This window comes from Pseudoclavibacter terrae, assembly GCF_008831075.1.
In the GTDB taxonomy this organism is placed as follows: domain Bacteria; phylum Actinomycetota; class Actinomycetes; order Actinomycetales; family Microbacteriaceae; genus Pseudoclavibacter; species Pseudoclavibacter terrae.
Genome location: NZ_WBJX01000004.1, coordinates 242,532 through 268,235, shown reverse-complemented (window position 1 = coordinate 268,235; position 25,704 = coordinate 242,532). Strand labels below are relative to the sequence as shown.

Annotated in this window: 23 protein-coding genes and 2 tRNA genes; 15 read left to right on the top strand and 10 right to left on the bottom strand. The window is 68.0% G+C overall.

What is annotated here, in order from left to right; genetic code table 11:
* Nucleotides 1–91: 91 nt before the first annotated feature.
* The 4 genes from F8O03_RS13090 to F8O03_RS13075 form a co-directional block, all read right to left on the bottom strand.
* Complete coding sequence (locus tag F8O03_RS13090) at nt 92–1,561, bottom strand: alanine/glycine:cation symporter family protein (protein WP_151424236.1); 1,470 nt, start codon at nt 1,559–1,561, stop codon at nt 92–94.
* 199 nt (nt 1,562–1,760) lie between these two features.
* On the bottom strand, nt 1,761–3,797 hold the full coding sequence (locus F8O03_RS13085; RefSeq protein ID WP_151424235.1) for a PTS fructose transporter subunit IIABC: 2,037 nt from the start codon (nt 3,795–3,797) through the stop codon (nt 1,761–1,763).
* Entirely contained in the window at nt 3,794–4,801 is a 1,008-nt protein-coding gene (locus F8O03_RS13080) for a 1-phosphofructokinase family hexose kinase (protein WP_151424234.1), read from the bottom strand. The genes F8O03_RS13085 and F8O03_RS13080 overlap by 4 nt, the downstream gene beginning before the upstream one ends.
* Entirely contained in the window at nt 4,798–5,583 is a 786-nt protein-coding gene (locus tag F8O03_RS13075; protein WP_151424233.1) for a DeoR/GlpR family DNA-binding transcription regulator, read from the bottom strand. The genes F8O03_RS13080 and F8O03_RS13075 overlap by 4 nt, the downstream gene beginning before the upstream one ends.
* Nucleotides 5,584–5,709: 126 nt before the next feature.
* Here F8O03_RS13075 and F8O03_RS13070 point away from each other — a divergent pair, with 126 nt between their 5' ends.
* The 4 genes from F8O03_RS13070 to F8O03_RS13055 all read left to right on the top strand — a co-directional run bounded on the left by F8O03_RS13070 (nt 5,710) and on the right by F8O03_RS13055 (nt 8,338).
* The gene (locus tag F8O03_RS13070; protein WP_151424232.1) at nt 5,710–6,579 is read left to right on the top strand and encodes an inositol monophosphatase family protein; all 870 of its coding nucleotides are present in this window, start codon (nt 5,710–5,712) and stop codon (nt 6,577–6,579) included.
* Nucleotides 6,580–6,807: 228 nt separating this feature from the next.
* A complete protein-coding gene (locus F8O03_RS13065; RefSeq protein ID WP_151424231.1) occupies nt 6,808–8,061 on the top strand; it encodes a M23 family metallopeptidase in 1,254 nt (417 codons plus the stop codon).
* A gap of 96 nt (nt 8,062–8,157) precedes the next feature.
* Nucleotides 8,158–8,232: transfer RNA gene (locus F8O03_RS13060), tRNA-Thr, on the top strand.
* Between the two features lie 32 nt (nt 8,233–8,264).
* A tRNA-Met gene (locus F8O03_RS13055) sits at nt 8,265–8,338 on the top strand.
* 317 nt (nt 8,339–8,655) lie between these two features.
* Here the strand turns inward: F8O03_RS13055 and F8O03_RS13050 are convergent.
* Both F8O03_RS13050 and F8O03_RS13045 read right to left on the bottom strand, forming a co-directional pair.
* Nucleotides 8,656–8,928 (bottom strand): GlsB/YeaQ/YmgE family stress response membrane protein, encoded by a 273-nt coding sequence (locus F8O03_RS13050; RefSeq protein ID WP_151424230.1) that lies wholly within the window; start codon nt 8,926–8,928, stop codon nt 8,656–8,658.
* 283 nt (nt 8,929–9,211) lie between these two features.
* Nucleotides 9,212–9,901 (bottom strand): fasciclin domain-containing protein, encoded by a 690-nt coding sequence (locus F8O03_RS13045; protein ID WP_104252061.1) that lies wholly within the window; start codon nt 9,899–9,901, stop codon nt 9,212–9,214.
* A gap of 285 nt (nt 9,902–10,186) precedes the next feature.
* On the opposite strand from F8O03_RS13045, the gene F8O03_RS13040 reads away from it, so the two are divergent.
* From F8O03_RS13040 to F8O03_RS13020, 5 genes are all read left to right on the top strand, one after another.
* Complete coding sequence (locus F8O03_RS13040; protein ID WP_151424229.1) at nt 10,187–11,983, top strand: cytochrome c biogenesis protein CcdA; 1,797 nt, start codon at nt 10,187–10,189, stop codon at nt 11,981–11,983.
* A 97-nt stretch (nt 11,984–12,080) separates the two neighbouring features.
* Nucleotides 12,081–12,641, top strand: a complete 561-nt coding sequence (gene sigK / locus F8O03_RS13035; RefSeq protein WP_249312354.1) for an ECF RNA polymerase sigma factor SigK — start codon at nt 12,081–12,083, stop codon at nt 12,639–12,641.
* A complete protein-coding gene (locus F8O03_RS13030) occupies nt 12,638–13,636 on the top strand; it encodes an anti-sigma factor (RefSeq protein ID WP_151424227.1) in 999 nt (332 codons plus the stop codon). The genes sigK and F8O03_RS13030 overlap by 4 nt, the downstream gene beginning before the upstream one ends.
* A 134-nt stretch (nt 13,637–13,770) precedes the next feature.
* On the top strand, nt 13,771–15,450 hold the full coding sequence (locus tag F8O03_RS13025) for an SDR family oxidoreductase (RefSeq protein WP_151424226.1): 1,680 nt from the start codon (nt 13,771–13,773) through the stop codon (nt 15,448–15,450).
* A 242-nt stretch (nt 15,451–15,692) separates the two neighbouring features.
* Nucleotides 15,693–16,478: an SDR family NAD(P)-dependent oxidoreductase gene (locus F8O03_RS13020; protein ID WP_151424225.1), complete on the top strand. Its 786-nt coding sequence runs from the start codon at nt 15,693–15,695 to the stop codon at nt 16,476–16,478.
* Between the two features lie 437 nt (nt 16,479–16,915).
* Here F8O03_RS13020 and F8O03_RS13015 read toward each other — a convergent pair whose 3' ends face one another.
* Together F8O03_RS13015 and F8O03_RS13010 are read right to left on the bottom strand one after the other, a co-directional pair.
* Nucleotides 16,916–17,470, bottom strand: a complete 555-nt coding sequence (locus F8O03_RS13015) for a hypothetical protein (RefSeq protein ID WP_151424224.1) — start codon at nt 17,468–17,470, stop codon at nt 16,916–16,918.
* Between the two features lie 823 nt (nt 17,471–18,293).
* Complete coding sequence (locus F8O03_RS13010) at nt 18,294–18,857, bottom strand: DJ-1/PfpI family protein (protein ID WP_151424223.1); 564 nt, start codon at nt 18,855–18,857, stop codon at nt 18,294–18,296.
* A gap of 317 nt (nt 18,858–19,174) precedes the next feature.
* Between F8O03_RS13010 and F8O03_RS18275 the strand changes: the two genes are divergently transcribed.
* The 3 genes from F8O03_RS18275 to F8O03_RS12995 are packed head-to-tail and all read left to right on the top strand — an operon-like array spanning nt 19,175 to nt 22,311.
* A complete protein-coding gene (locus F8O03_RS18275) occupies nt 19,175–19,798 on the top strand; it encodes a gluconate 2-dehydrogenase subunit 3 family protein (RefSeq protein ID WP_208851867.1) in 624 nt (207 codons plus the stop codon).
* The gene (locus F8O03_RS13000) at nt 19,795–21,396 is read left to right on the top strand and encodes a GMC family oxidoreductase (RefSeq protein WP_151424222.1); all 1,602 of its coding nucleotides are present in this window, start codon (nt 19,795–19,797) and stop codon (nt 21,394–21,396) included. The genes F8O03_RS18275 and F8O03_RS13000 overlap by 4 nt, the downstream gene beginning before the upstream one ends.
* A gap of 9 nt (nt 21,397–21,405) precedes the next feature.
* Nucleotides 21,406–22,311, top strand: a complete 906-nt coding sequence (locus F8O03_RS12995; protein WP_151424221.1) for an IclR family transcriptional regulator — start codon at nt 21,406–21,408, stop codon at nt 22,309–22,311.
* A 212-nt stretch (nt 22,312–22,523) separates the two neighbouring features.
* On the opposite strand, the gene F8O03_RS12990 is transcribed toward F8O03_RS12995, so the two are convergent.
* Together F8O03_RS12990 and F8O03_RS12985 are read right to left on the bottom strand one after the other, a co-directional pair.
* Nucleotides 22,524–23,027 (bottom strand): hypothetical protein, encoded by a 504-nt coding sequence (locus F8O03_RS12990; protein WP_151424220.1) that lies wholly within the window; start codon nt 23,025–23,027, stop codon nt 22,524–22,526.
* 3 nt (nt 23,028–23,030) lie between these two features.
* Entirely contained in the window at nt 23,031–23,261 is a 231-nt protein-coding gene (locus F8O03_RS12985; protein ID WP_151424219.1) for a hypothetical protein, read from the bottom strand.
* Nucleotides 23,262–23,463: 202 nt separating this feature from the next.
* Between F8O03_RS12985 and F8O03_RS12980 the strand changes: the two genes are divergently transcribed.
* From F8O03_RS12980 to F8O03_RS12970, 3 genes are all read left to right on the top strand, one after another.
* Nucleotides 23,464–24,441, top strand: coding sequence for a DNA topoisomerase IB (locus tag F8O03_RS12980; RefSeq protein ID WP_151424218.1), 978 nt, complete (start codon nt 23,464–23,466; stop codon nt 24,439–24,441).
* A gap of 137 nt (nt 24,442–24,578) precedes the next feature.
* Entirely contained in the window at nt 24,579–25,127 is a 549-nt protein-coding gene (locus tag F8O03_RS12975; RefSeq protein WP_151424217.1) for a type 1 glutamine amidotransferase domain-containing protein, read from the top strand.
* Between the two features lie 198 nt (nt 25,128–25,325).
* Nucleotides 25,326–25,694, top strand: coding sequence for a hypothetical protein (locus tag F8O03_RS12970; protein WP_151424216.1), 369 nt, complete (start codon nt 25,326–25,328; stop codon nt 25,692–25,694).
* The last annotated feature ends 10 nt before the right edge of the window (nt 25,695–25,704 follow it).

Sequence of the window (25,704 nt, the reverse complement as noted above, 5' to 3'; positions counted from 1 at the left end):
ACCGAGAAGAGCCGGGCCCGCATCCACGTATCAGTGGATGCGGGCCCGGCTCTGTTCTGCGCGGCAGCTGCGCTGCGTCAGGTACGCCGGGTCAGCCGCGCGCCTTGGCTTCGTCGACGACGGCGACGGGGCCCGTCACGCTGAGCTCGTTCTCCCAGCAGTGCACGCCCTGGAGCTCCGGGAGGCGTGAGCGCGTGAAGACGGGATCCTTGCCCAGCTTGCGCTGATCGGTGTAGTCCTTCAGCAGCTTGAAGGCCACGCCGGAGAGGAGACCGATGGCGACGAGGTTCACGAGCGCCATGAGCCCCATGATGCCGTCTGCCGTGTTCCAGATGAGGTCGGCCGAGGCGATGGATCCGAGGAGGACGACGGCCACGACGGCGAAGCGGTAGACGCGGAGCACGGTCTTGTTCGGGTTGATGAACTCGATGTTCGATTCGCCGTAGTAGTAGTTGCCGATGATCGAGCTGAACGCGAGCAGGAAGATGATGATGCTCAGCAGGATGTTCGACCACGGCCCAAGCGCCCCGACGACGGCCGCTTGCGTGAGCGCGATTCCTCGTTCTGCCCCCGCGAGGTCCGGCGTCGAGACGAGGACGATGAAGGCGGTGATCGAGCAGACCAGGAACGTGTCGAAGTAGACGCCGAGCGTCTGCACGAGGCCCTGCTTGACGGGGTGGGTGACCGCGGCGCTGGCGCCTGCGTTCGGGGCTGAGCCGAGGCCTGCCTCGTTCGAGAACATGCCTCGCTTGACGCCGGTCATGATGATGGTGCCCACCGTTGCGCCGAGCACCTCGTTGAAGCCGAACGCCTGCGTGAAGATCTGTCCGAACACGACCGGCAGCTGGTCGATGTTCATGCCGACGATGACGATGCCCATGAGCAGGTACATGAGGGCCATGAGGGGCACGACGGCCTGCGTGATCGAGGCGATGCGGTGCACGCCGCCGAAGATGACCAGCGCGGTCAGGACGGCGAGGACGATGCCGACGACCCATGGGATCCAGCTGACGTCGCCGTCGAAGCTCGCCGAGACGGTCGCGGAGATGGTGTTCGCCTGGAGGGAGCTGAAGGCGAAGGGGAAGCAGATGACGAGGATGACGGCGAAGAGGATGCCCATCCAGCGCGACTTCAGCCCGTACTGCATGTAGTAGGCGGGCCCGCCGCGGAAGCTGTCCTTGTCGCGCACCTTGTAGAGCTGCCCGAGCGTGGACTCCACGAAGCTCGACGCGCCGCCGATGAACGCCATCGCCCACATCCAGAACACTGCGCCTGGCCCGCCGATGGCGATCGCGGTGCCGACGCCGGCGATGTTGCCGACTCCGACTCGCGACGCGGCGGAGATCGTGAACGCCTGGAACGCGGAGACCGACTGCGGCTCGCCCGCCTCGTTGAGGGGGGTCTTGTTCGTGAGGGTGCGGAACATCTCCGGGATGAGGCGGAACTGGACCACGCCGGAGCGGATGGTGAAGTACACACCGAGCAGGGCCAGGATGGGCAGCACTGCCCACGTCCACAGCAGATCACCGCCGGCGAGTATGAGTTCGTTGATGAAGTCCATAGTGTGAGTATGCCCGCAGGGAAGTTTCGCTGGAGTAACGATGCGGACTACTGGGATGGACGACATCGCACCGGTCCCGTGCGCGGACGCTCTTGCAACGAGTCTCGGGATGGGTTCCACGCTTCCGGATGGGCTGCAACCCATCCCGAAGCGGGGAACCCATCCCGAGTCAGAGGGAGGTGTCCGCGATGCGAGCGACCTAGTGCGCCATCTCGCCCTGCAGCGAGGCGGCGGCCGGAACGTCGGCGTCGACCGGAGCCTTGCGCACCCACTTCTTGAGCGCGACGACGGTGAGGCCGGAGATCACGGTTCCGATGAGGATCGCGAGCACGAACCAGAGCAGGTTGCCGATGGCGAAGAACACGAAGATTCCGCCGTGGGGTGCCTGTGAGGTGACGCCCGTCGCCATGGTGATGGCACCGGTGGCCGCGCCGCCGAGGATGCTGGCGGGGATCACGCGCAGCGGGTCGGCTGCGGCGAAGGGAATAGCGCCTTCGGAGATGAAGGCGGCGCCGAGGAGCCAGGCGGCACGGCCGTTCTCCTTCTCCACGGGGGAGAAGAGGCGAGGCGCGATGGTGGTCGCGAGTGCCATGGCGAGCGGTGGGACCATGCCGGCTGCCATGACGGTGGCCATGATCATCCAGGGTGCCTGGTTGTCGAACGACCCGGCGCCGAGGCCGGCGACTGCGAACGCGTAGGCGACCTTGTTGACGGGGCCTCCGAGGTCGAAGCACATCATGGTGCCGAGGATGATGCCGAGGAGCACGGCGCTGGCGCCGGTGAGGCCGGTGAGCCAGGTGTTGAGGCCGTTGGTGAGGGCTGCGATGGGTCCGCCCAGGAGGATGACCATGAGGCCGGAGGCGATGATGGAGCCGACGAGCGGGATGATGACGACAGGCATGAGGCCGCGCATCCAGCGGGGCACGTTCCACGAGCCGATCCAGTAGGCGGCGCCACCTGCGATGAGGCCACCGACGATGCCGCCGATGAAGCCGGCGCCCATGATGCCTGCGACGGCGCCGGCGACGAAGCCGGGCGCGATGCCTGGTCGGTCGGCGATGGCGTAGGCGATGTAGCCGGCGAGGGCTGGCACGAGGAAGCCCATCGAGGCCTGCCCGATGGCGGATGCGACGGCGCCGAGGTAGACGAGGAGGCCCGAGCGGGTTGCCTCGTCCGGCGGCAGGTTGAAGAGGGAGTTCTGCAGGATGATGTCGGTGTTGCGGCCGTCGCTGACGATGTCGTAGCCGCCGAGGAGGAAGCCGAGTGCGATGAGGAGGCCGCCGCCTGCCACGAACGGGATCATGTAGCTGACGCCGGTGAGCAGCCAGCGCTTGATGCGGGCGCCGACGCTCTCGTTGGCGTTGTTCTCGGATGCTTCGCTGGAGTCGGCGGCTGGGACGCGCTTCGCGTTCGGGTCCTTGGCTGCGGCGACGGCTTCGTTGAGGAGCTCGTCGGGGTGGTCGATGCCGCGCTTGACGGGTGACTGCACAACCGGCTTGCCGGCGAAGCGGCCGCGGTCGCGCACGTCGACGTCGTTGGCGAAGATGACGGCGTCTGCGCGCTTGATGATGGCCGGGTCGAGGGGCGTGACCTTCGAGGAGCCCTGCGGCTCGACGTAGAACTCGATGCCCATCTCCTTGGCCTTCGCGGTGAGCGCATCCGCTGACATGAAGGTGTGGGCGATGCCGGTGGCGCAGGAGGTGACGGCGACGATGACGGGGCCGGTGGATGCGCCGCTGTCGGCAGGCGCGGGGGCCGCGGCTGCCGCTGCTGGCTTCGCTTCCTCTGGCTCGAGCGCCTTCTCGACGATCGCGACGATCTCTTCCGGGGTGGTCGCGGCGCGGAGCGAGTCGTTGAACTCGGGGACCATGAGGGAGCGGGCGAGCTTGGAGAGCATCTGGAGGTGCTCGTCGTGGGCGCCGTCGGGGGCGGCGATGAAGAAGACGAGGTCGCTTGGCCCGTCGTGGGCGCCGAAGTCGACGCCGGGGTTCAGGCGTGACATGGCGAGGGTGGCCTCGGTGACGGCGCCGGAGCGGCAGTGGGGGATGGCGATGCCGCCGGGCACGCCGGTGGCTCCCTGTTCTTCGCGGGCGAGGGCGTCGGCGGCGAGCCCTGCGGCGTCGGTCGCGCGGCCCTGCGAGACGACGCGTTCGGCGAGGTTGCGGATGACATCGGTCTTGTCCGCACCCAGGTCGACGTCGAGGGCGACGAGCCCTGGCGTGATGTAGGTGGTCATGATGCGTTCTCCTTGGTGCTGGTTGCGGTGCTGTTGCTGTGGTCGCCGGTGGTGGCGAGGTGGTCGATGCGGACGAGGTCCGGTTGGGTCTGCTCGGGGGATGGGACTCCGCTGCCTGGGAGGGAAGCTGCGGCGCTTCCGTGGGCGACGGCTTGGGCGAGGGCGCGTTCGGGGGTGGCCCCGGTGACGCTCGCGAGCAGGTAGCCGGCGAGCGACGAGTCGCCTGCTCCGACGGTGCTGCGGACGCGAGTGGGTGGCGGGGTGGCGAAGAGGCTGGTGGTGGCGTCGCGGTAGATGGCGCCTGCGCCGCCGAGGGTGGCGAGCACGGCGTCGGCGCCTCGCTCGAGTGCCCGTCCTGCTGCGTCGGCGGCGAGCTGCGGGTCGGCTTCGAGGGTGTCTCCGTCGGAGATGCCGCTCAGGTCGGCGAGTTCGAATGCGTTCGGCTTGATGAGCTGCACGCGGGTTCCGGATGCGAGGAGCGCTTCGAGCGGGGCGTCCGAGCTGTCGACGGCGACGCGCGGTGATGCGCTGCCGAGCTCGGCGCGGACGGCCTCGATGAGCGTTGCATAGAAGGAGGAGTCGACTCCGAGCGGCAGGGAGCCGGCGAGGACGAGCCACTCGACGCCGTGGGATGCGGCGACGACGGCTGCGACGAGGGCGTCTGCTTCTGCTGTGCTGAGTCGCGGTCCGGGCTCGTTGAGCTTGGTGGTGGTGCCGTCGGCCTCGGTGACGGCGAAGTTGGTGCGCACCTTGCCTTCGATGCGCACGGGGAGCATCCGGAGTCCTTCGGCCTCGACGAGGCGTGTGAAGTCGTCGTCTGCGGACGCGGGGAAGATGGCGAGGTTGTCGAGCTTGGAGGCGCGGAGGGCGCGGGAGACGTTGATGCCCTTGCCACCTGCCTGCGACTCGCTGCCGGTGAGCCGCTGGACTTCACCTCGCGCGAGCTGGTGGGGGAGGGCGAGGGTCTTGTCGATTGCTGGGTTGGCGGTGACGGTGACGATCATGCGAGCACTGCTTCCACGTCGTTCTCGGTGAGCGCGGCGGCGAGTGCCGCACGCGGGGGCTGGTCGGTGACCAGCGCATCGACGCCGGAGAGCGGCGCGATGTGGGTGAGGGCGTCCTGGTCGAACTTGGAGGCGTCGACGGCGACGACCACCCGTCGGGCGCCGCGGCACATGGCTGACTTCACTGCCGCTTCGTCGGGGTCTGGGGTGCTGAGCCCGAATTCGGCGCTGATCCCGTTGGTGCCGACGAAGGCGAGGTCGGGGCGGAGTGCGGCGAGCTGGGCGAGGGCGCTTGGGCCGACGGCGGCGCTCGTGAGGCCTCGCACTCGGCCACCGATGGCGATGGTGGTGAGCTCGCTCCGGCTGGCGAGGAGGGCGAGGATGGGGAGGGAGTTGCTGATGACCTGGAGTCGTGCGAGCTCGTCGGCGGGGCGTCGCACGAGGGCGGCCGCGATCTCGGCCGTGGTGGTGCCTGCGTCGATGAGGATGGAGCCGGTGAAGCCGCGCGGGATGAGTCGCTCGGCGACCTCCCCGATGCGGACCTTCGCGTCGTGGTTGAGCGGCTGGCGTTCGGCGACGGCGGTCTCGGCGAGGCTGCCGAGGGCGTTGCTGACCGCTCCGCCGTGGACTCGTCTGACGAGGTTCTCGAGCTCGAGCTGGTCGAGGTCGCGACGGATGGTCTCGGGGGTGACGTCGAGGTCCCCTGCGAGTTCGCGCACGGCGACTTTCCCGTGCTGGGTGATGCGTTCGAGGATGAGCGCGTGCCGCTCCGTTGCGTACATGGATGCTCCTGTGCGATCCGAGTGTTGGTTCTGGTGGAGAGCGTACGCCCCAAGCGGACGTAAAACAAGAGAAGCAAACACAAACACAGAAACAAGCCGGAACTGCGGGCTTGCTACGCTCCACCCGTGCCACAACTCGACGCTTCAGCCCCCGCCCAGGACGCCGACCAGTTCACGCTCGAGCAGCTTCGAGAGCTCCTCGATATCGCGCTCACGCTCGCGACGGAGGCTGGCGAGCTCGTCGCCGCCCGCCGGAACGAGGGCGTGGCCGTCGCGGACACGAAGTCGTCGTCGGTCGACATCGTCACTGCATCCGACCGAGAGTCAGAGGCGCACATCCGCCGCCGTCTTCAGGAGCTGCGCCCCGGCGACGGCTTCTTCGGCGAGGAGTCGGACGCAACGGCGAGCGAGACGGGGCTGACGTGGGTGGTCGACCCCATCGACGGCACCGTCAACTACCTCTACGGCTACCCGAACTACGCGGTCAGTGTCGCGGTCGTTCTCGGCGACCCCGGTTCGGAACCCGCGAGCTTCACCGCGCTCGCCTCCGCCGTCGTCAACCCGGAGGGTCGCGAGTCATTCACCGCCATGCGCGGGCAGGGGGCCTGGTGCAACGGCGAGCGACTGCACGTGGATGCTGCCCCGCCACTCGAGCTCGCGCTCGTCGGCACCGGGTTCAGCTACTCGGCGGAGCGTCGGGTGCAGCAGGCGGAGCAGTGGAAGACGCTCGCTGGCCGAGTGCGCGACCTGCGCCGCGTTGGCGCCGCATCTCTTGATCTCTGCAACATCGCGATCAACCGGTTGGACGCGTACTACGAGTCGGGGTTGAATCCGTGGGATCACGCGGGGGCGGCGCTCGTCGCCCGTGAGGCGGGCGCCGTCGTCGTGGGCGAGGCGATGGGGCGCGAGGGGCGCCGCCTGATCATCGCGGCGAAGCCAGGTCTGGAGCTCGAGCTGGCCGATCTGGTCACGGCGCTTCCTGGGGCCAGCCTCTGAATTCGTGGCGGTGGCACGCCCGAGGTGCGCTCGTCCCGAGGGAAATCTCCGGACTTGAAACGTCTTTGGCACGCGCGGATTCCCGCGTGATTGCTGGCCAGGCGGCCGGTGCGTGGGTCGTTCGGCTGGATGGCACGGGCTCTCGATTCTGCGGAGACCTTGAAGTTTCCGTGACCTGCGCGTTACTATTTACCAGTTCGTTATAAACCGCGGTAAGGATTTGAATCGTTGACTTCCCTTCTCACATCGGGCCAGGAGCAGGCTCAGCCGGCGCCCATGACCCGTCGAGAACTCCGCGAAGCAGAGCGTCTCGCATCGCTCGCGGCTAGCGCGCCAGAGGCAACGCCGGAGGCATTCACCTCCCGCCGTGCCCGCCGCGAGGCGGAGCGCACCTCGACTCCAGTGCAGACGGCCCCCGTCATCACCGCGGCTCTCGCGCCGCAGCTCGTGTCGGTCGCCGAGGCAGCCCCGGTCGTCTCCGCGCCTGCGCCGGCTCCCGCCTCCATCGTCACGCCGAGCATCGCCGAAGTCGCACAGATCCGCTCCGACGAGACCGAGTCGACGGCTCGCATCGAGCGCGCCTCGGTCGCGGTCCTCGAGGTTCCGCTGAGCTTCGCTCGCAACGAAGAGGCGCTCCGCCCCGAGGTCGACAGCAAGACCGGCCGCCGCGGCCTCGTCCGCGTCAAGAACTCGGAGACGTCGCACAAGAAGCGCGGCGCCCTCCTCCGCGGCGCGGCAGGCGTCACGGCACTCGGCTTCGCAGCGACCATCGCCGTCGTCTCGACGATGCCGGCCAACGCGACGTCCACCCAGGAAGACCAGGTCGCAGGCGACAGTGCAGCAGCGCTCGCCGACGCCGTCTCCTCGGTTCCCGGCCAGACCCTCACGGTCTCCGGTGGCGAAGGCACGACGGTCGAGCGCGAAGACGCGTACGCCGTCACCACGATGGGGTCGGCCACCGCCGCCAACCTCATGAGCCTCGTCGACCGTGGCACGTACAAGAACGACCTGTCCTCGACCGTGCAGTGGCCGTTCCCGGTCGGCGTCGCGATCACCGACGACTTCGGGCCGCGCGTCTCGCCCGGTGGCATCGGCAGCACGAACCACATGGGCATCGACTTCGCACCCGCTCAGGGAACGCCGATCGGCTCGATCGCCGGTGGCACGGTCAAGAGCGTCACCCCGACCGACAACGGCGGCCTGGGCGTGCACGTCATCGTCGAGCACGTCATCAACGGCCAGAGCTACGAGAGCGTCTACGGTCACATGCTGACCGGTTCCATCTCGGTCAAGGTCGGCGACGTCGTCAAGGTCGGCGACGAGCTCGGCAAGGTCGGAAACACGGGCGCATCCACTGGCCCCCACCTGCACCTCGAGGTGCACACGGCGGATGGCAACAAGATCGACCCGATCGCCTTCCTCACGCAGTTCAACGTGGTTTCCACGGTCGTCACGATGCCTGGCGAAAGCGCAGGCGCGTAACACTCGGTCCACGACGAGGGTCGTGTTCTCACGGGGTTCCGTGAGGTGCTATCCTCATCTGGTGCCATTCCGAGCCACAAGCTCGATTGGCATCTCGCCCCGATAGCTCAGTGGTAGAGCACTTCCATGGTAAGGAAGGGGTCGTCGGTTCAAACCCGACTCGGGGCTCCATTCTGGAGCAGGTGTCTGTTGCAGAAACCCTTGGCTGGGTAGCTCAGTTGGTGAGAGCGCACGACTCATAATCGTGAGGTCGAGAGTTCGAATCTCTCTCCAGCTACAGACGAAGACCCGGTTGCCGTTCTGGCAGCCGGGTCTTCTGCGTTGTCGGAGCAGTCGGAGCAGTCGGGGCGTGCGGGCGCCCGCCCCGCCATCGTGACGGGGTGAAGTCTCCGCACCCGACCGTCGTGATGGTCGGGAAACCACACCAGTGCGCGTCGCCCACGCTGAGGACGTTCCGCGTGCGCTGTGCACGACGCCACAGTCGCGAGCTGCGACAGCGTTCAGGCGGACCAGCCGGGAAAGAGAGGGCCCGCAACGCGAAACAGCGGGCCCCGGCGATTGCCGGGACCCGCTGTCGTGATCGTGCGTGGCGTCTTACGCCTTGTTCTTGCTGCCGCGGCTCGTGATGAAGCCCCAGATGAGGAGCACGATGATCGAGCCACCGATGGCGAGGAGCCAGCTGCTGAGCGAGAAGAACGCGTCAACGCCCTCACCGAAGAGCATGCCGCCGATCCAACCACCGAGCAGTGCGCCGATGACGCCGAGAATGAGGGTCGCGATCCAGCCGCCCCCCTGCCTTCCGGGCAGGATGAGCTTCGCGATGGCCCCGGCAATGAGTCCGAGAAGAAGGAATGCGAGGAATCCCATGAGAGCTCCAAAGTTCGATGTTGACTGTAGTCGCCGGTGTCGGACGCTGATTGCCTCTGCGGCGCTTGTGGCGCCCCGCGGCGCAATCAGGCTGATCACCGGACAATCCATTGTGGACCCTCGATATCCGTATATGGAAATCCTGTGCGTGAATACTCGGAAACCCGTGCCCGTCCTGTGATATCCGCGAGCTGGGCGTGGTTCTGCGGCGGAACAACGCAGACAAAGGCCCCGGATGCAAGATCCGGGGCCTTATCTTTTATTCGTGGTAGTGACTGCTGTCTTACATCTTCGACGGCGGCATGAGCACCGAGTCGATCAGGTAGACAGTTGCGTTGGCCGTCTGGACTCCACCGCAGATGACCTTGGCGCCACCGGCACCGACGGTCAGGTCGTCGCCCGAGCCCTCGACGGTGACGGTCTCGCCCTGGACAGTCGTGTGCTCGCCGGCGATCTCGTCAGGCAGGATCTGCCCCTCGACCACGTGGTAGGTCAGGATGCCCGAGAGCAGGTCCGCGTCGGTCTTGAGCGTCTCGATGGTGCCGGCGTCGATCTTGCCGAAGGCCTCATCCACTGGTGCGAAGACCGTGAACTCGCCACCGTTCAGCGTCGAGACGAGGTCGACGTCAGGGTTGAGCTGGCCGGAGACAGCTGCGGTGAGCTGCGTGAGCAGCGGGTTGTTGGAAGCCGCGACCGCGACCGGGTCCTGGGACATGCCCTGAACCGAGCCAGCGCCGTCCGGTACCTGTGCCGCGTAGTCGGCGCAGCCGGGGCCAACGAGGTTGGCGGCTGGGTCCATTGTCTCCATGGAGGTCTCCATCGGCGACTCCATGGTCGTCTCCATGGGGGACGCTTCCATCGAGGCGTCAGGCTCAGCCGTGGGGGCCGAGTTCGAGCAGGCTGCCAGGCCGAAGGTCGAGATGGCCGCCAGCGAGAGGAGGGCGAGTGAGCCCTTCCTGGTGATAGTGCGCATAACTTCACTCCTCATTTCTCGGCCGGTGGGCCGGAGCCGCATCCGTTGCGGTTCACTGAGACATTCGGAGGCCCTCCCGGGACGGATTGGAAAAGTTCGGAATAAATTCCGGGACGCCCGAATCGCGAGTTCGGAGTCCTCTCATATGGGAGGCGCTCCGGGCCCAGTCCGTGACCCCTTCCAGCGAGAGAAGAGGTGGTGGGACCAAACCGAAACGGACACCGCTCCGAACTCAGTTCACAGGCATCACTGACCGCCTGACAGCCACGCTGCAGGGAGCGCAACATGATCTCGCTAGGACTCATCGGCTTCCTCGGAGGCCTCATCACGGGAATATCGCCATGCATCCTCCCGGTGCTGCCCGTCATCTTCTTCTCGGGCGGCGTGCAAGGTGCGCGCAGCGACGAGGAGATGCAGGCCGAGGCCCAGGATCCCGGGGCCGATGGGCCCGACGAGGGCGCGCTCAAGACGAGAGTCAAGAGCGAGCAGAAGACGAAGCGGCGCGCATCCGCCCGTCCGTACCTCGTCATCCTGGGCCTCGTTACAAGCTTCAGCGTCTTCACGCTGCTCGGCTCGCTGCTCCTCAGCCTCCTCGGCCTCCCCCAGGACGTGCTCCGCTGGGCGGGCATCATCGTGCTGGTGCTCATCGGAATCGGCCTCATCGTGCCGAAGTTCGAGCACCTCCTCGAGAAGCCGTTCTCGTGGATCCCGCAGAAGCAGGTCAACACCGACCGCGGCGGGTTCCTCCTCGGCGTCGCCCTCGGCGCCGTCTACGTGCCATGCGCCGGCCCCGTGCTCGCCGCCATCACCGTCGCAGGCTCGACGGGCCAGATCGGCATCGAGACGGTCATCCTCACGGTGACCTTCGGCATCGGCGCGGCCATCCCGCTCCTCATCTTCGCCCTCGCAGGGCGTCGGGTGGGGGAGCGCGTCAAGTCCTTCCGCAAGCACCAGCGCGGCATCCGCATCACCGCCGGCGTCGTCATGATCGCCCTCGCGATCGGCCTCGTCTTCAACCTGCCGCAGATCCTGCAGCGTCTCGTCCCCGACTACACGGCGGGCCTGCAGGAGCAGTTCAACTCGAACGAGCAGGTCGAAGAGGCCCTCGCGTTCGGTGGCCTCGTCAACGAGCAGAACGAGCAGCTCACGAACTGCACGCCCGGTGATCCTGAGCTCGGCGACTGCGGTCCCGCCCCCGAGATCCTCGACATCCAGGAGTGGATGAACACCCCGAACGGCGAAGAGGTGCAGCTCGCAGCGCAGGCAGCCGAGGGCAAGGTCGTGCTCATCGACTTCTGGGCCTACTCCTGCATCAACTGCATCCGCTCCATCCCTCACGTCACCGCATGGGACCAGGCCTACAAGGACGCGGGCCTGCAGGTCATCGGCATCCACTCTCCCGAGTACGCCTTCGAGAAGGAAGCCTCCAACGTCTCGAACGCCATCGACGAGTTCGGCATCGAGTACCCCGTCGCCCTCGACAACAACCTCGGCACGTGGACGAACTACCGCAACCGCTACTGGCCAGCCCACTACCTGATCGACGCGAACGGCACCGTCCGCGCCATCCACTTCGGTGAGGGCGGATACGCGGAGACGGAAGCCCAGATCCGCGACCTCCTCAAGGAAGCCAACCCGGATGTGCAGCTGCCGGGCGAGACCGACACGTCCGACACCACGCCAGAGCTCGGAAGCACGACCCCCGAGACCTACCTGATGCCGACGAAGGTCGTCAACTACGCCGGCGAGGGTGACTACGGACAGGGCGACCGCAGCTTCACGTTCCCCGCACAGCAGCAGCAGGACACCTTCGCGCTCGAGGGCGACTTCAACCTCGACTCGCAGGGCATCAGAAGCGACGACGAAGGCAAGATCAAGCTCTCGTACACCGCCTCGACCATCCGGATGGTGCTCGGCGGATCCGGAACGGTGACCGTCGACGACGGCACGGGCCCCCGCGAGATCCAAGTCGAAGGCAACCCGGGCTCGTACCTCCTCTTCGAAGGGGACGAGAGCAAGCAGGGAGAGCTGACCGTGACGCTGGGAGGTGGCGTGGATGCCTACTCATTCACCTTCGGTTGAGGCCAGGCCGAACGTCCCAGCCCCCGCCCGAACCAGCGCTGATTCACAGGTTGACCTCAACCGAATTCGCGAAAGCTTCGAGAGATGGCAAGCTGAGCTGGTGAGCGAAGCCATCGGAGAGATAGAGGAACTTCTCGTGCGTACCGCCACAGGAAGCAAGGAAGCCTTCTCCACCCTCTACGACCTCATGGCCCCGCGAGTTCTGGGGCTCATCCGGCGAGTGCTTGTCGACCAGGCGCAATCCGAAGAGGTCGCGCAGGAAGTGCTGCTGGAGATATGGCAGACCGCCGCGTCGTACTCGCCGAGCAAGGGCAAGGCGACCACCTGGATGCTGACTGTCGCGCACCGCAGAGCCATCGACCGGGTGCGTGCATCCCAGGCGTCGAAGGACCGTGACCTGAAGATCGGGGTGCGAGACTTCGAAGGGGAACGCGACGACGTCGCCGAATCCGCGGAGATCAGCATCGAGCACAAGCGCGCACAGCAGGCGCTCGCGAAGCTCAGCGATCAACAACGTGAAGCGGTCACGCTTGCCTACTACGGGGGTCTCACGCAGAGTGAGATCGCGGAACGGCTCGAGGTGCCGCTCGGCACGGTGAAGACGAGAATCAGAGACGGAATGAATCGGTTGCGACGAGAGTTGGGGGTGGAGTCATGAGCAACGAACAGGATCGCGAACGCGAAGAGCTGGAGCAGCTGCTCGCTGCAGAGGCACTCTCCGCCAACGACTTCGACGACGCCGCCGACCGGGCGCTCCTGAACAAGCTCCTGGCCGACGGTGAGCTCGCCGAGGAATTCGAGAGCTACCAGGAAGCCGCAGCCCAGCTCGCGCTGGCCACGGACCCCATCCGTCCGCCCCTCTCCATGAAGGACTCGCTGTTCGCGAAGCTCGACAGCTTCCCGCAGCAGAACCCGATCGGCGACGAGCGGGATGCGACGTCCGCCGACGCCTCGGACGCGACCGAAGTGCCTTCGCGCGCCGACGTGGCGAACGAGGACACCGACGGTGGGGGACAGCGCAAGCTCTCCCTCGTCCCGGAGCCGCAGACCGACGAGGACGACGATCGTGATCTCCACGATGATCGCCGAGTCGCCTCGGCTGGCGGGGGAGCTTCCAGCACCGGCAGCCCAGAGGATGACTTCGGTCCCGTCGAGACGCGTGCCCGTGGCCGCTGGTTCCGCAGCAGCGCGCAGGCGATGTTCGCGGCAACCGCAGCCGTCGTGCTGGCCGTCGGCCTGTTCCTCGGCGGAGGCTTCGCCTTCGGCGGGTTCGGTCAGGATGGGCAGGAGTCGCCGACCGCCGACGGCGACGTCGCGCTGATCCTCGCCGCCCCCGACGTCGACAGCGCCCGCACCGAGGTCGCTGGCGGCGGCACCGTCACCGTCTACTGGTCCGAGGAACTCGGCCAGTCGGCGGTCGTCGCCCACGGCATGGCCCAGCTCCCCGCCGAAAACGACTACGAGCTCTGGTACATCGACGGCGAGGGTCCGGCACCAGCCGGCATCCTGACGATGGCCGACGGCTCCCCGGCAGTGCGCGTGCTCGACGGCACGTTCGCGCCCGGCATGGCCGTCGGTGTCACCGTCGAGTCGAAGGGCGGCTCGGAGACGGGCCTCCCCACCACCGACCCTGTCGCGGTCGTGCAGAGCTAGACGCCCAGCAGGGCACCCCGAGACGAACCCCCGAGCGGCGCGACCGCTCGGGGGTTCTTCCTGTTTCACCGGACGAGCACGCGCGATGTCAACCCATCACCTTTCGGTCAGTCTGTGGTCATAGCCTCGCCAGCATGGCAACCCCAGGCACGCCCCCATCCGGCCCCGCAGGCAACAACTTCACGACCGGCGACGCCCCCGCCAACAACACCACTCCCGCGACCCCCGCACCGACCGGCAACGAGCCCGCGCTCAAGGCCAAGCCGCGCCCCGACGGGTCCGCTCCCCGCGTCCTGGTCTTCGGCTCCACGGGCTACCTCGGGGGGCGCCTCGTGCCGCGCCTCCTCACCGCCGGCTACCGCGTGCGCGTGCTCGCCCGCAACGCGGGGCGCGTCGCCGCCTACGACTGGGGCGACCAGGTCGACGTCGTCGTGGGCGACGCCGACGACCCGAAAGCCGTGGGGGAGGCGATGCAGGACGTCGACGTCGTCTACTACCTCGTGCACGCCATGGGCTCCGGCTCCGACTTCGAGCGCACCGACCTGAAGCTCGCCGAGAACGTCGCCGAGCAGGCCGCGAAGGCGAACGTTTCCCGCATCGTGTACCTCGGCGGCCTGCATCCCGACGACGCGAAGCTCTCGAAGCACCTGCGCTCCCGCAAGGAGGTCGGCGAGGTCTTCCTGAACTCGCCCGTGCCGACGATCGTGCTGCAGGCAGGCATCGTCATCGGTTCAGGGTCGGCGTCGTTCGAGATGGTGCGCCACCTCACCGACGTGCTCCCCTACATGCCCGCCCCGCAGTGGGTGCGCAACCACATCCAGCCCATCGCCGTACGCGACGTGCTCCACTACCTGCTCGGCGCGGCCCGAGTCGAAGCGGACGTGAACCGCCCACTCGACATCGGCGGGCCCGACGTGCTCAGGTACGGGCAGATGATGAACGGATACGCGGTGAAGGCGGGGCTCCCGCAGCGCGCCATCGCCTCGCTCCCCGTCTTCACCCCTGGCCTCGCATCGAGGTGGGTGAACCTCGTCACGCCCATCCCGAAGTCCATCGCCCGCCCCCTCGTGGAGTCGCTGCAGAACGAATGCGTCGTCAAGAACCGGGACGTGGACGCGCTCATCCCGCCGCCCGAGGAAGGCCTCACGACGTACCTGCGAGCCGTCGAGCTGGCACTCGGCCGCGAGAAGCTGCGCGCGACCGAGACCAGCTGGCGAGACGCCAACGTGCACAACTCGCCGAGCGACCCGCTGCCCGCCGACCCCGACTGGGCAGGGCAGACGGTGTTCACCGACGAGCAGTCGAAGGAGAGCACGGTGCCACCCGAGCAGCTGTTCCGTGTCATCGAAGGCATCGGCGGTGACAACGGCTGGTACTCGTCGAAGCTGCTCTGGGGAGCCAGAGGCGTCATGGACAAGCTCGTCGGCGGCGTCGGCCTGCGCCGTGGACGCACGAACCCCGACCGTCTCGCGGAAGGTGACGCCCTCGACTTCTGGCGCGTCGAGACCATCGAACGTGGAGGCGAGCACGGCTCGCTGCTCCGCCTGCGCGCCGAGATGCGCGTGCCAGGGCTCGCCTGGCTCGAGATGCGGGCCGTGCCGGTGGGCGACGGTGACAACGAGGCGGACGCGCGCGGCGACGACGAGAAGGACGGCGAGCGCATCCGCTCTCGCTACGAGCAGCGCGCCGTCTACTTCCCGCAGGGCCTGCTCGGCCGCCTCTACTGGGCCGCCGTCTTCCCCTTCCACGGCTTCATCTTCGCGACGATGGCCTCCCGCATCGTCGCGACGGCAGCCGCGAACGCTGACGACTGAGGGCCCTGGGGCCCCAGCATTCACACGGAAAGTGCCTGTTCGTTGCTCAACGAACCGGCACTTTCCGTGTCTCTGCGTGCGGGGTGACGGATGAAGGGCGGCTGGCGTGGATGCGGGTGCGGGTGCGGATGCGCGTTCTCGCTCAGCGAGAGGGGTGCTTTCGTCGGTCGGTTCGTTCTCCGTAGCCTCGCAGCGAGCGCCGCGCACCGGAGCGCAGGCGCCGCTCGAGTCAAGGAGGATTCATGAGCACCGAACAGCGCGTCGCCATCGTCACGGGAGCAGCACGGGGCATCGGCAAGGGAATCGCAGAGCGTCTCGGCCGGGACGGACTGCACGTCATCGTCGCCGACCTGGAAGGCGCCCAGGCTGGCGTCGAGGAGACGGTGACCGCCATCGAGCACGCGGGAGGCCGCGCGACGGGAGCTGTCGTCGACGTCACGGATGAAGCATCCGTCGACGCCCTCGTCGAGTTCACGGCCGAGAGAGCCGGGAAGCTGGATGTGTTCATCGCCAACGCCGGCATCGCGCAGGTCGAGTCGCTGCTCGACTACTCGAGCGCCGACTTCCAGCGGGTGCTCGACGTGAACGTCACCGGTGTCTTCTACCAGTACCGGGCCGCGGCGAGGCAGTTCATCAAGCAGGGCGGCGGAGGCAAGATCATCGGGGCGGCATCGATCGTCGCGTTCCGCCCGTTCGCGCTCCTTGGCCCGTACTCGGCGTCGAAGTGGGCCGTGCGCGGTCTCACCCAGGCAGCTGCGATGGAGTGGGCGGAGCACAAGATCACGGTCAACGCGTACGGCCCCGGCATCGTGGGCACCGCCATGTGGGATCTCATCGACGAGAAGCTCGGCGCGAAGCAGGGGCTCGCGAAGGGGGAGGCGCTCGCGGAGAACGCGAAGTCCATCCTCCTCGGCCGAGTCTCCGTGCCGAACGACGTTGCGCAGCTCGTCTCCTACCTGTCCTCCGAGGACTCCGACTACGTCACCGGCCAGACGATCCTCGTCGACGGCGGCATCCAGTTCAGCTAGCAACTCGCCCCTCCGCACGGCCGCGCCACTCCCGCGCCCCTTGCAACACTCGCCGGGGTTCCGCCCCCGCGAGGCCTCGCCGCAGACCTGGGCATTGCGCATCCTTTCTGTGAGCTGTGGGTGCGCTTGCCCAAGGTCTGCGGCGTCGCCCGCGGAGACTTTGGGGTTGCGCAGGGCCTGCGCGAAGGGTGGATGCGGGAGCCCCAGATCTACGCACAGGATTGGCTGAGGGGTGGCGGATCCGCGCGTTGTGTACCGCCCGCCCGGGCCGGGGGCCGGTCCCGGCCAGCACTGTTGAAGCAGCCCGTCGGCAGACCTAGGTCGTGCGCATTCGCTTTCTGCGGTGTGGGCGCACCGGGCCGAGGTCTGTGGCGTCGCCTGCGGAGACCTTGGGGATGCGCGCGCGGATTGCGTCAGATTTCACCGCACGCCGGGAGTCACATCTCGCCGAGGAGATGCAATCGCCGCTCACGGAGGCCGTGCGCGTGCCTGATGAACTCACTGGGGTCCGGCCAGAGGTCCGAGTGCGTGAGGCGTTCACCGTGCCAGCCCAGGTTGGTGACGAGCCGCGCTCGCTTCACGTCCCGTCGCCACTGGCTTGGGCTCACCAAGTGACCGAGGCCCTCGAAGTCGTAGGCGATCTTGGCTTTGAGGTCGGCGCAGTCGGGCCGAGCCAGCTCCACGCCGCCAAGTTGCAGTGAGTGCTGCACCGCGAGCTCCGGGTACCCGGAATCGTGGAGCGCGAAGCGCATGAGGCTCTCATACGGCGACTCCACCTTCTCGCGAATCTGCGGGGTCATCTCGCGGAGCAGGGAGGAGCCGTAACCGGGCGACCACTCAGCGACTGCGCTGGCGAGGGCCGCGCGAGTCGTGAGGTTGCCATTCCAGACACGGTTCGGGTAGTTCCGTGCGACCGTCACGAGCGCGTCGCCGAGACTGAGCAGGTCCGATCGCGCGGCGGAGGTATTCGACCGCAGCAGATCACGGCTCATCAGGCAGTACAGCAGTGTCGGGTGCGGCAGTAGGACTCCCTCGAACGCAAACGTGCGCCAGAGTCGCAGCGGCACGATTCGTGTGACCACGCCGGGTCGCCGCGGGAGGTTCCTGCCTTCCGGCACGATGAGATGCACGCGTGTGTCGTTGAGCAGCGGCCACGGCAGCGGGAGACCGAGCACGCGGGCCGCCGAGATCGCCCCGTATGCCTGCGACTTTTTAAGAGCGGTGCGTACTGCAGGTCGTGGGCTCGCAACCTGCGGCGGATGGCAGCGGCCTTGGCCTCATGCTCAATCGTCGGCTCGAGCGCGATGGCGTCGACGCGCACTCCGCGAAAGGGGCGCTCAAGGCTGCGGTTCTGCAGTCGGCCCCGGCCCACCCCGAGCGCTCGCGCATCCGCAACTGTGAAGCTCTGCCCCCGGAGCTCAGCCGGAAGCTCTGTCCGAAATCGCGGGGGTCTCTGGCCGGAAGTCATAGGCCGAAGCTAGACGCGGGCCAGCATCCACGGTCTTGGGGAACTCATGCCTGTGGAGAGACAACGGGCTGTACTCCTGTGACAACGCAGTCAACCCCGGCGCTGACGGCGTCACACGTGGCGAGACCTGGGGGTTGCGCATGCTGGTGGGGTGGTTTGGGTGCGTTGGCCCTAGGTTTGCGTTGGCGCGGCGGGAGGCGTGGGTGAGACCTGGGGCTTGCGCACGCCGGGCGAGTATGGCGGATGCGCAAGCCCCAGGTCTACGCGGGGACAGGGATGCAAGCGGGGCGGGGCGCGAGCGGGGCGGGGCGCGAGCGGGGCGAGGCGCGAGCGGGGCGCCCCAGGCGCTACGCGGAGAGGGGGGCCTTCTCGCGGAGGAGCGCGATGAACTTGCCGAACCAGGGGCCGTTGTCGTTCCAGGCGCGGGCGCTCACGAGGTTGCCGTCGACGAGCGCCTCCGAGCTCTGGTAGGTGCCGCCCCCAGCTTCGATGTCGGCTGCGATCTCGGGGAAGCCGGACGTGGTGCGCCCCTCGAGCACACCCGCCTTGGCGAGGATGATCGGCCCGTGGCAGGTGACGGCGACGGGGGAGTCCTCGCCGAAGAAGTGCTTCACGATGCGCTTCACGTCCTCGTTGTTGCGCAGGTACTCGGGGGCGCGCCCACCGGGCACGACCAGCGCGACGTAGTCGGAGGGGTTCACGTCGGCAAGGGCGATGTCGGCGTTCCAGCCGTGGCCGAGCTTCTCCGTGAACGTGTCGTAGCCCTCGAAGTCGTGCACCACGAACTGCAGGCGCTTCTTGGTCGGCGCGGCGATGACGGGCTCGTAGCCCTCCTCACGGAGCCGCTCGTACGGGTAGAACACCTCGAGGGTCTCGGAAAAGTCACCGGCGAGGATAAGGACCTTGGACATCGTTGTCTCCTGTTCTCAGTTGCTGCGGGCGCGAAGGGCGCCGTCTGTGGGATGCGCGGGGCCGTTCTCATCCGCCCCGACACGTCACAGACTCCCGTCGCGGCGACCGCCCAGGCAACGCCGTTTCTTGCATGTCGAGAATGCGAGTGGTGAGGGAAAGGGCCTGCGGGGCACCGTATGAGCACCGCATCCACCACCGCGTCGCCGTTGACACGAGGCGGATGCTGGCCCCGCACCGGGCGTTTCAAGTCCGGCATCGACGGACCTTTCAGTGACCAATGCACAGTGAAACCTCAATGGAGAGGAGAGCGACACCCATGGCATATCCGGCCAAATACCCCCAGCTCAACGAGACGGAGCTGACCGAGCATGCGCGCGATCTGCTCGTGCGCGTCATCCGGGTGGCATTCCCGCACCCGACCTTCCCCGATTCGCCGTACCAGCGGACCGCCAACATCATCCTCGAGGAGTCGAAGTCGTCGACGTGGCTGCGGGTCACGCTCACGCAGGGGCTCCTCACGCTCGACTCCCTGTCGGCGGGTGACTTCACCGCCCTCGACGAGGATCAGGCGACCGCGGTGCTGCGTAGCATCGAGCACACCGACTTCTTCGGCTTCATCCGCCGCACGACGGTGCTGAACCTCTACGACGACCCGGAGGTGTGGCAGGCGGTCGGCTACGAGGGCTCCTCGTTCGAGCTCGGCGGGTACGTGCACCGCGGCTTCAACGACCTCGACTGGGTGCCCGAGCCGCTCATCGAGGAGCCGGCGGATGTGCCCTTCTCGCCGCTGCCCGGACTGAAGCGTCCGCAGACGGGCGCCGTGCGCATCCCTGCAGCATCCGCAACGGCATCCGCAGCCGGTGCGACCGGCGACGGCACCCCCATCTCCACCAACCAGCCAGGCGAACTCGCCGCGAGCCACGAAGGAGTCGAGCGATGACCGAGGACACGGGCGCACGCCCCACGCAGTTCGGGAAGCCCATCTCGCAGGACGACGAGGTCGTCGTCGTCGTCGGGTCCGGAGCGGGAGGCGGCACCATCGCGCACGAGCTGACGGCGAAGGGTATCCCCGTGGTGGTGCTCGAGGCCGGGCCGTACCTGCGCAACGAGGACTACGAGAACAACGAGTGGCAGGCGTTCAACCAGATGGCGTGGCTCGATGCGCGCACCACGAGCGGTTCGTGGCGCATCGCGAAGGACTTCCCGAACCTGCCCGCGTGGATCGTGAAGGCGGTCGGTGGCACGACGACGCACTGGTCGGGTGCGACGCCGCGCTTCTACGAGCACGAGTTCAAGGCGCGCAGCACGTACGGCCGCGTCGACGGCGCAAACCTCCTCGACTGGCCCATCACGCTCGAGGAGCTCGCGCCCTGGTACGTGAAGGCGGAGGACGCGATCGGGTCGACCCACACGGGTGGGAGGGCGCCGCTGCCGGCGAACAACAACTACAAGGTGCTCGCAGAGGGCGCGAAGCGGGCCGGGTACACGCACTACTCGACGGGGCCATACGGGACGAACGCGGAGCCGTACGACGGGCGGCCCGCATCCATCCAGGATGGCTTCAACTTCCAGGGAGACAAGAACAAGTCGAAGTGGAGCACGATGGTGCGCGAGATCCCGCGCGCCCTCGAGACGGGGCTGCTCGACCTGCGCACCGAGAGCCACGCCGTGCAGATCACGCATGATGTCGACGGGCGAGCGGATGGGGTGCTCTACCTCGACCGGGACGGCAACCTGCAGCGCCAGCGCGCCAGGGTCGTCGTCGTCGCGGGCAACTCGATCGAGACGCCACGCCTCCTGCTGCTGAGCGCGAGCTCGCTGTTCCCAGACGGCCTCGCGAACTCGTCCGGCCAGGTCGGCCGCAACTACATGCGCCACACGACCGGCTCGCTGTACGCCCGCTTCGACAAGCCCGTGCGCATGTATCGCGGCGAGACGATGGCCGGCGTGATCCGGGATGAGTCAGGCCACAACCCGAGCCGCGGCTTCGTGGGCGGCTATTTCATGGAGACGCTGTCGCTCGGGCCCGCGTTCCTGGCGAGCTTCGCCGACCCCGGCGCGTGGGGCAAGTCCTTCACCTCGGTGCTCGACGCGTACGAGAACACGGCGGGTATGTGGATCGTCGGTGAGGACCTTCCGCAGGAGTCGAACCGCATCACCCTGAACCGCTCGGTGACGGACGCGAACGGGCTGCCCGTCCCGAACGTGCACTACGACGACCATCCCAACGACGCGGCCATGCGCGAGCACGGCTACGACCGCGGCACGCTGCTCTACGAGGCCGTCGGCGCGGAGCACGTGCACCGCACGCCGCCATATCCGTCGACCCACAACCTCGGGACGGCGCGGATGAGCGAGCGACCCGAGGACGGTGTCGTCGACCGGTGGGGTGCATCCCACGACGTGCCGAACCTGTTCGTGGGCGACGGCTCTGTGTTCACGACGAGCGCCGCGGCCAACCCCACGCTCACGATCGTGGCGCTCGCCATGCGCCAGGCCGACTACCTGGCGACGCAGCTGCGCGCCGGCGAGCTGTAGGGAGCGGTCATGAGCCACGCGACACTCACCGCGGGCCCAGTCTTCGCTGCGCATACTGCTGCGGTGAGTGTCGACGTGGATGCCCCCGCAAACAGATCCGCCCCCTCGGTCGCCGCCGTGCCACCCCTCGAGCTGGACGCGAGTCCGGGCGTGGCGTCGGCCGCGCCTTCCTCGAGCACGCTCAAGGCGCTGTCGCTGCTGGAACTGGTCGCCCAGAACGGCGGCGCGAGCGCGACGGAGATCAAGGAGACGCTCGGGTTCTCGCTGCCCACCGTCTACCGGCTCGCCCAGCTGCTGGTGGATGCGGACTACCTCGTGCATCTGCGCGAGGAGCGCCGGTTCGAACTGGGGTACAAGGTGCACGAGCTCGGGCGGGCGCTGCACCAGCAGCTCGGTGTCTCGCCGCCCATGCGGGCGGTCGTGCAGGCGCTGCACGAGGCAGGCGACGTCGCGGCGTACTTCGCGGTCTACCGGGGCACGGACGTGGTCGTGGCGCACGTGGCCGATTCGGCGCGTGCACAGCGGATCCGCCCCCTTGAGTTCGGCTTCCACGAGGCGACGCACGCGACGGCGTTCGGCAAGATCATCCTCGCCGGCATGAGCGTGGAGGAGCGCGACTCGTTCCTCGACGCGAACGGCATGCCCTCCTTCACGGATGCGACGATCACGTCACGCGACGAGCTCGAGCGGCACCTCGAACGGGTCCGGTTGCGCGGCGTGGCCTGGGAGCGCGAGGAGTTCGTGCCGGGTCACACGTGCGCGGCCGTCGGCGTGCGCAGCGCCTCGGGCGAGGTGATCGGAGCGGTGGCGCTTTCGCTTGAGTCACCGCGTCTTGGCCACCGCTCGGATGAGCTCGAGCGGCTCCTGCGCGGCGCGGGTGCCAGAGCCAGCCACCTCGTTCGCCGCGGGCGCTGAGCGCGCGATCTCGAGCCCGCGCAGCCCGAGCTCGCGGAAGGGCGTCGTGTTTCGGCGTTCATCCGGATGCAGGCACGCGGGAGATGCTGGTTCGTCGCGGAACGAGCATGCGCTCTTCGTGTGTTTGCGTGCGACGGAGACGCTCACTCGGGGAAGCCTGCGTGCGCGGCGAGCGGGAGGGGCGCAGGGGGCGCGAAGGCTGACGAGCCGGGTCAGTCGGCGGATGCGCCCAGGAACTCGACATCGGTGCTGGCCGTGAGCGGCTCGTCGGTGACATCCGTGACGGTCACCGTGATCGTGTACGTGCCCGGCGTGCCGAGCTCGAAGGAGATGTCGCCGCAGACGGTGTCGTAGTTGCTGGGGAGCGCCTTGGCGGTGCGCGTGATCGTGTCGACGCCCTCGGCGCTCGCGTTGTACTCGCAGGTGCCGGATCGTGTGACGCCCGAGACGCGGGCCTCAGCCGTGATCCACGAATGCCGATTGTCGGCGGTCGCTGCGAAGATCAGGTCGCCGTCGGCCTCCATGGAGTCTCCGGACTGGTCGGGGGCCGCCGACGAGGCCGGGGAGCCAGGCGCGAACGTGCTGGTGGCTGATTCGGAGCTCGCTCCGGAACCGTACGCGGTGCATCCGGTCAGTCCGACGACCGCCATGAGGGCGGCCAGGACCCCGACACCCGCTGTCGTCCAGCGGGCCGGGGAGCTGCGGCGTGAGGTCATGGGTCAGGCTCGGTCTTGGAGCTCCTTGACGGCGCGCGCGAAGTCGCGGGTCTGCAGCACTTCGAGGGCGGCCCCCGCGTCGGATCCGGCCGAGACCACGCAGAGCTCGTCGATCTTGTTGATGAAGCCCAGGATGCGGCCGTCCTTGACGACGCGATACGTGTGCTCGGAGAGGCGGTCGACTCGGCCCTCAGCGGGCATCGTCGCGGTGAGAGGTGGAACTGGGAATGGCATGAGGCTCCTGCCGTCATTGGCGACCGTCTCGAACGGATAGTCGCATCCTCGCGCATCGACATGTGCGCGGAGCCGCTTCCACGGGATCTGTGGAGGGTTCTCACCACATCTGTGGGAAGGCGATACCTTCCAGAAATACGCCATCCAGCCGATGACCGTGCGGCTCTTGCCTCCCGGGCCGGGCAGATGCTACCCAAGACAGATGGTTCGACTGCGAAGGTGGACGCCGACTCAGTCCGCGTGGACGCGGCATGCAGCGGGGAGCGGCTTCAGCTATCGGGATGAGCGCGGAGAGCGCATCGTCGACCCCGTGGTGCGCGCTCGACTCGCATCGCTCGCCATCCCGCCGGCGTGGCGGGACGTGCGCATTGCGCCCCACGAGAACGCCCACGTGCTGGCGGTGGGTGTGGATGCGCTCGGCCGCACCCAGTACATCTACCATCCCGACTGGACCGCGAAGCGCCAGATCGTGACCTTCGACCGGGCCCTGGAGCTCTCGCGCGTGCTGCCGTCGGCGCGGCGCGCGGCGACGAGGGCGCTCCGCACGGTGCATGACGGACGCGAGGCATCGCTCGCGGCGAGCTTCAAGCTTCTCGACACGGCGTTCCTTCGCGTCGGCAGTGAGCGGTCGGCGAAGCAGTTCGGGCACCGCGGCCTGACGACGCTCCTGAACCGGCACATCTCGCTGCAGGACGAGCAGGTGCTGCTCGAGTTCAAGGGGAAGAGCGGGGTGCCGTGGAGCGCCCTCATCGAGGACCTCGAGCTCGTCTCGTTCCTCGGCGAGCGCAAGGCGAGCGGGTCGCCGGGGCGGCGCATCCTGTCGTGGAGGGACGGCCGCGCCTGGCGTCGCCTCTCGGCTCGGGAAGTCAACGACGACATCAGGATGCGAACGAAGGGCGAGTTCACGGCGAAGGACTTCCGCACGCTGCACGGCACGGTCTTCGCCGCGGGGCGACTGGCCGAGCTGGGCGTCGGGGCGACGGTGCGCGAGCGCACGTCACTCGTCGCGCAGGCGGTGCGGGATACCGCAGAGCTGCTCGGGAACACGCCGGCGGTCGCGCGTTCGAGCTACATCGATCCAAGGGTCATCGAGGCCTACGACGAGGGGCGGGTCGTCGAGGTGGGGCGTGGGTCTGGGGAGGCGGCGCTGCGGAAGCTCCTCCTGGGTTCGTCCAGCTGACAGCCAGGTCGCGCACACGGGCCGTCCACGTTTCGGGGAGGTCCGTGCGAGACGGTGGATGCCTGCTCGTCGCGGGTCGACGTCCCGGCTTCGATCGAGCAGCACACTCTTTCCCCCCGACGAAAGGACGATCAGCAATGACGACTCTCGACACCAAGCGCGTGGCCTTCCTCCTCACGAACGACTTCGAGGACAGCGAGCTCACGAGCCCATGGGGCGCCGTGACCGAGGCTGGAGGCGACGCCTCACTCATCTCTCCCGAGTCCGGCAGCGTGAAGGGCAAGAACGGGCATGAGCAGTCCGTGGACCTCATCTCGGGCGACGCCAGAGCGGCCGACTTCGACGCGCTCGTCCTGCCCGGCGGCGTCGGCAACGCTGATCTGCTCCGCCTCGACGAGGCGTCGGTCAGCTTCGTGCGCGACTTCTTCGAGGCGCACAAGCCGGTCGCGGTGATCTGCCACGGCGCGTGGATCCTCACCGACGCGAAGGTGCTCGACGGGCGCACGCTCACGAGCTTCCCGAGCCTCAAGACCGACCTCATCAACGCAGGCGCGACGTGGGTCGACGAGGAGGTCCATGTCGACCAGGGCCTCGTCTCGAGCCGAACGCCAGACGACCTCCCCGCGTTCAACGCGAAGCTCGTCGAAGAGGTCGCGGAGGGCAAGCACCGGGGCCAGACCGCCTGACCCGGCTCGGGCTCCCGACGCGAGGGGCGGGTGGATGCATGCACGCATCCACTCGCCCCTCGCGCGTCTGCACGACGGCGTCCGCGCGAAGATGAGGCCGCTCTCATCTTCAGGGCACTGTGCGTCTCATGAACGCTCACGAAACTTGGGGCTACCGAGGCGAAGTCACGCCTCGGCAGACAACAGGAGGCAGCAGCCATGAACAAGAAGAAGAACACGTGGATCATCGTCGGTTCGGCCAGCGCCCTCGGCCTCGGCATCCTGACCGTCGGCGGGGCTGGCGTCGCCAACGCCCTCGAAGTGCGCGACGTGCCCGGCGAGCAGCTCAACCTCTCGACGCCGTCCGCGACGAGCAGCCCAGCCGCATCCACCACCCCATCGGCCTCTCCCACGACGGGCACCAGCGCCTCACCGACCGCGACACCCGTCTTCAGCTCCCCGAGCCCCGTCTCGGCGCAGACCCCGCAGAGCGTGCCGACTGTTCAGAGTCCCGTCTCCGCGCAGAGCCCCGTGAGTGCGCAGAGCCCGGTGAGCGCGCAGACCCCGCCGTCCGTGCCGAGCGCGTAGTCGCCGTTCT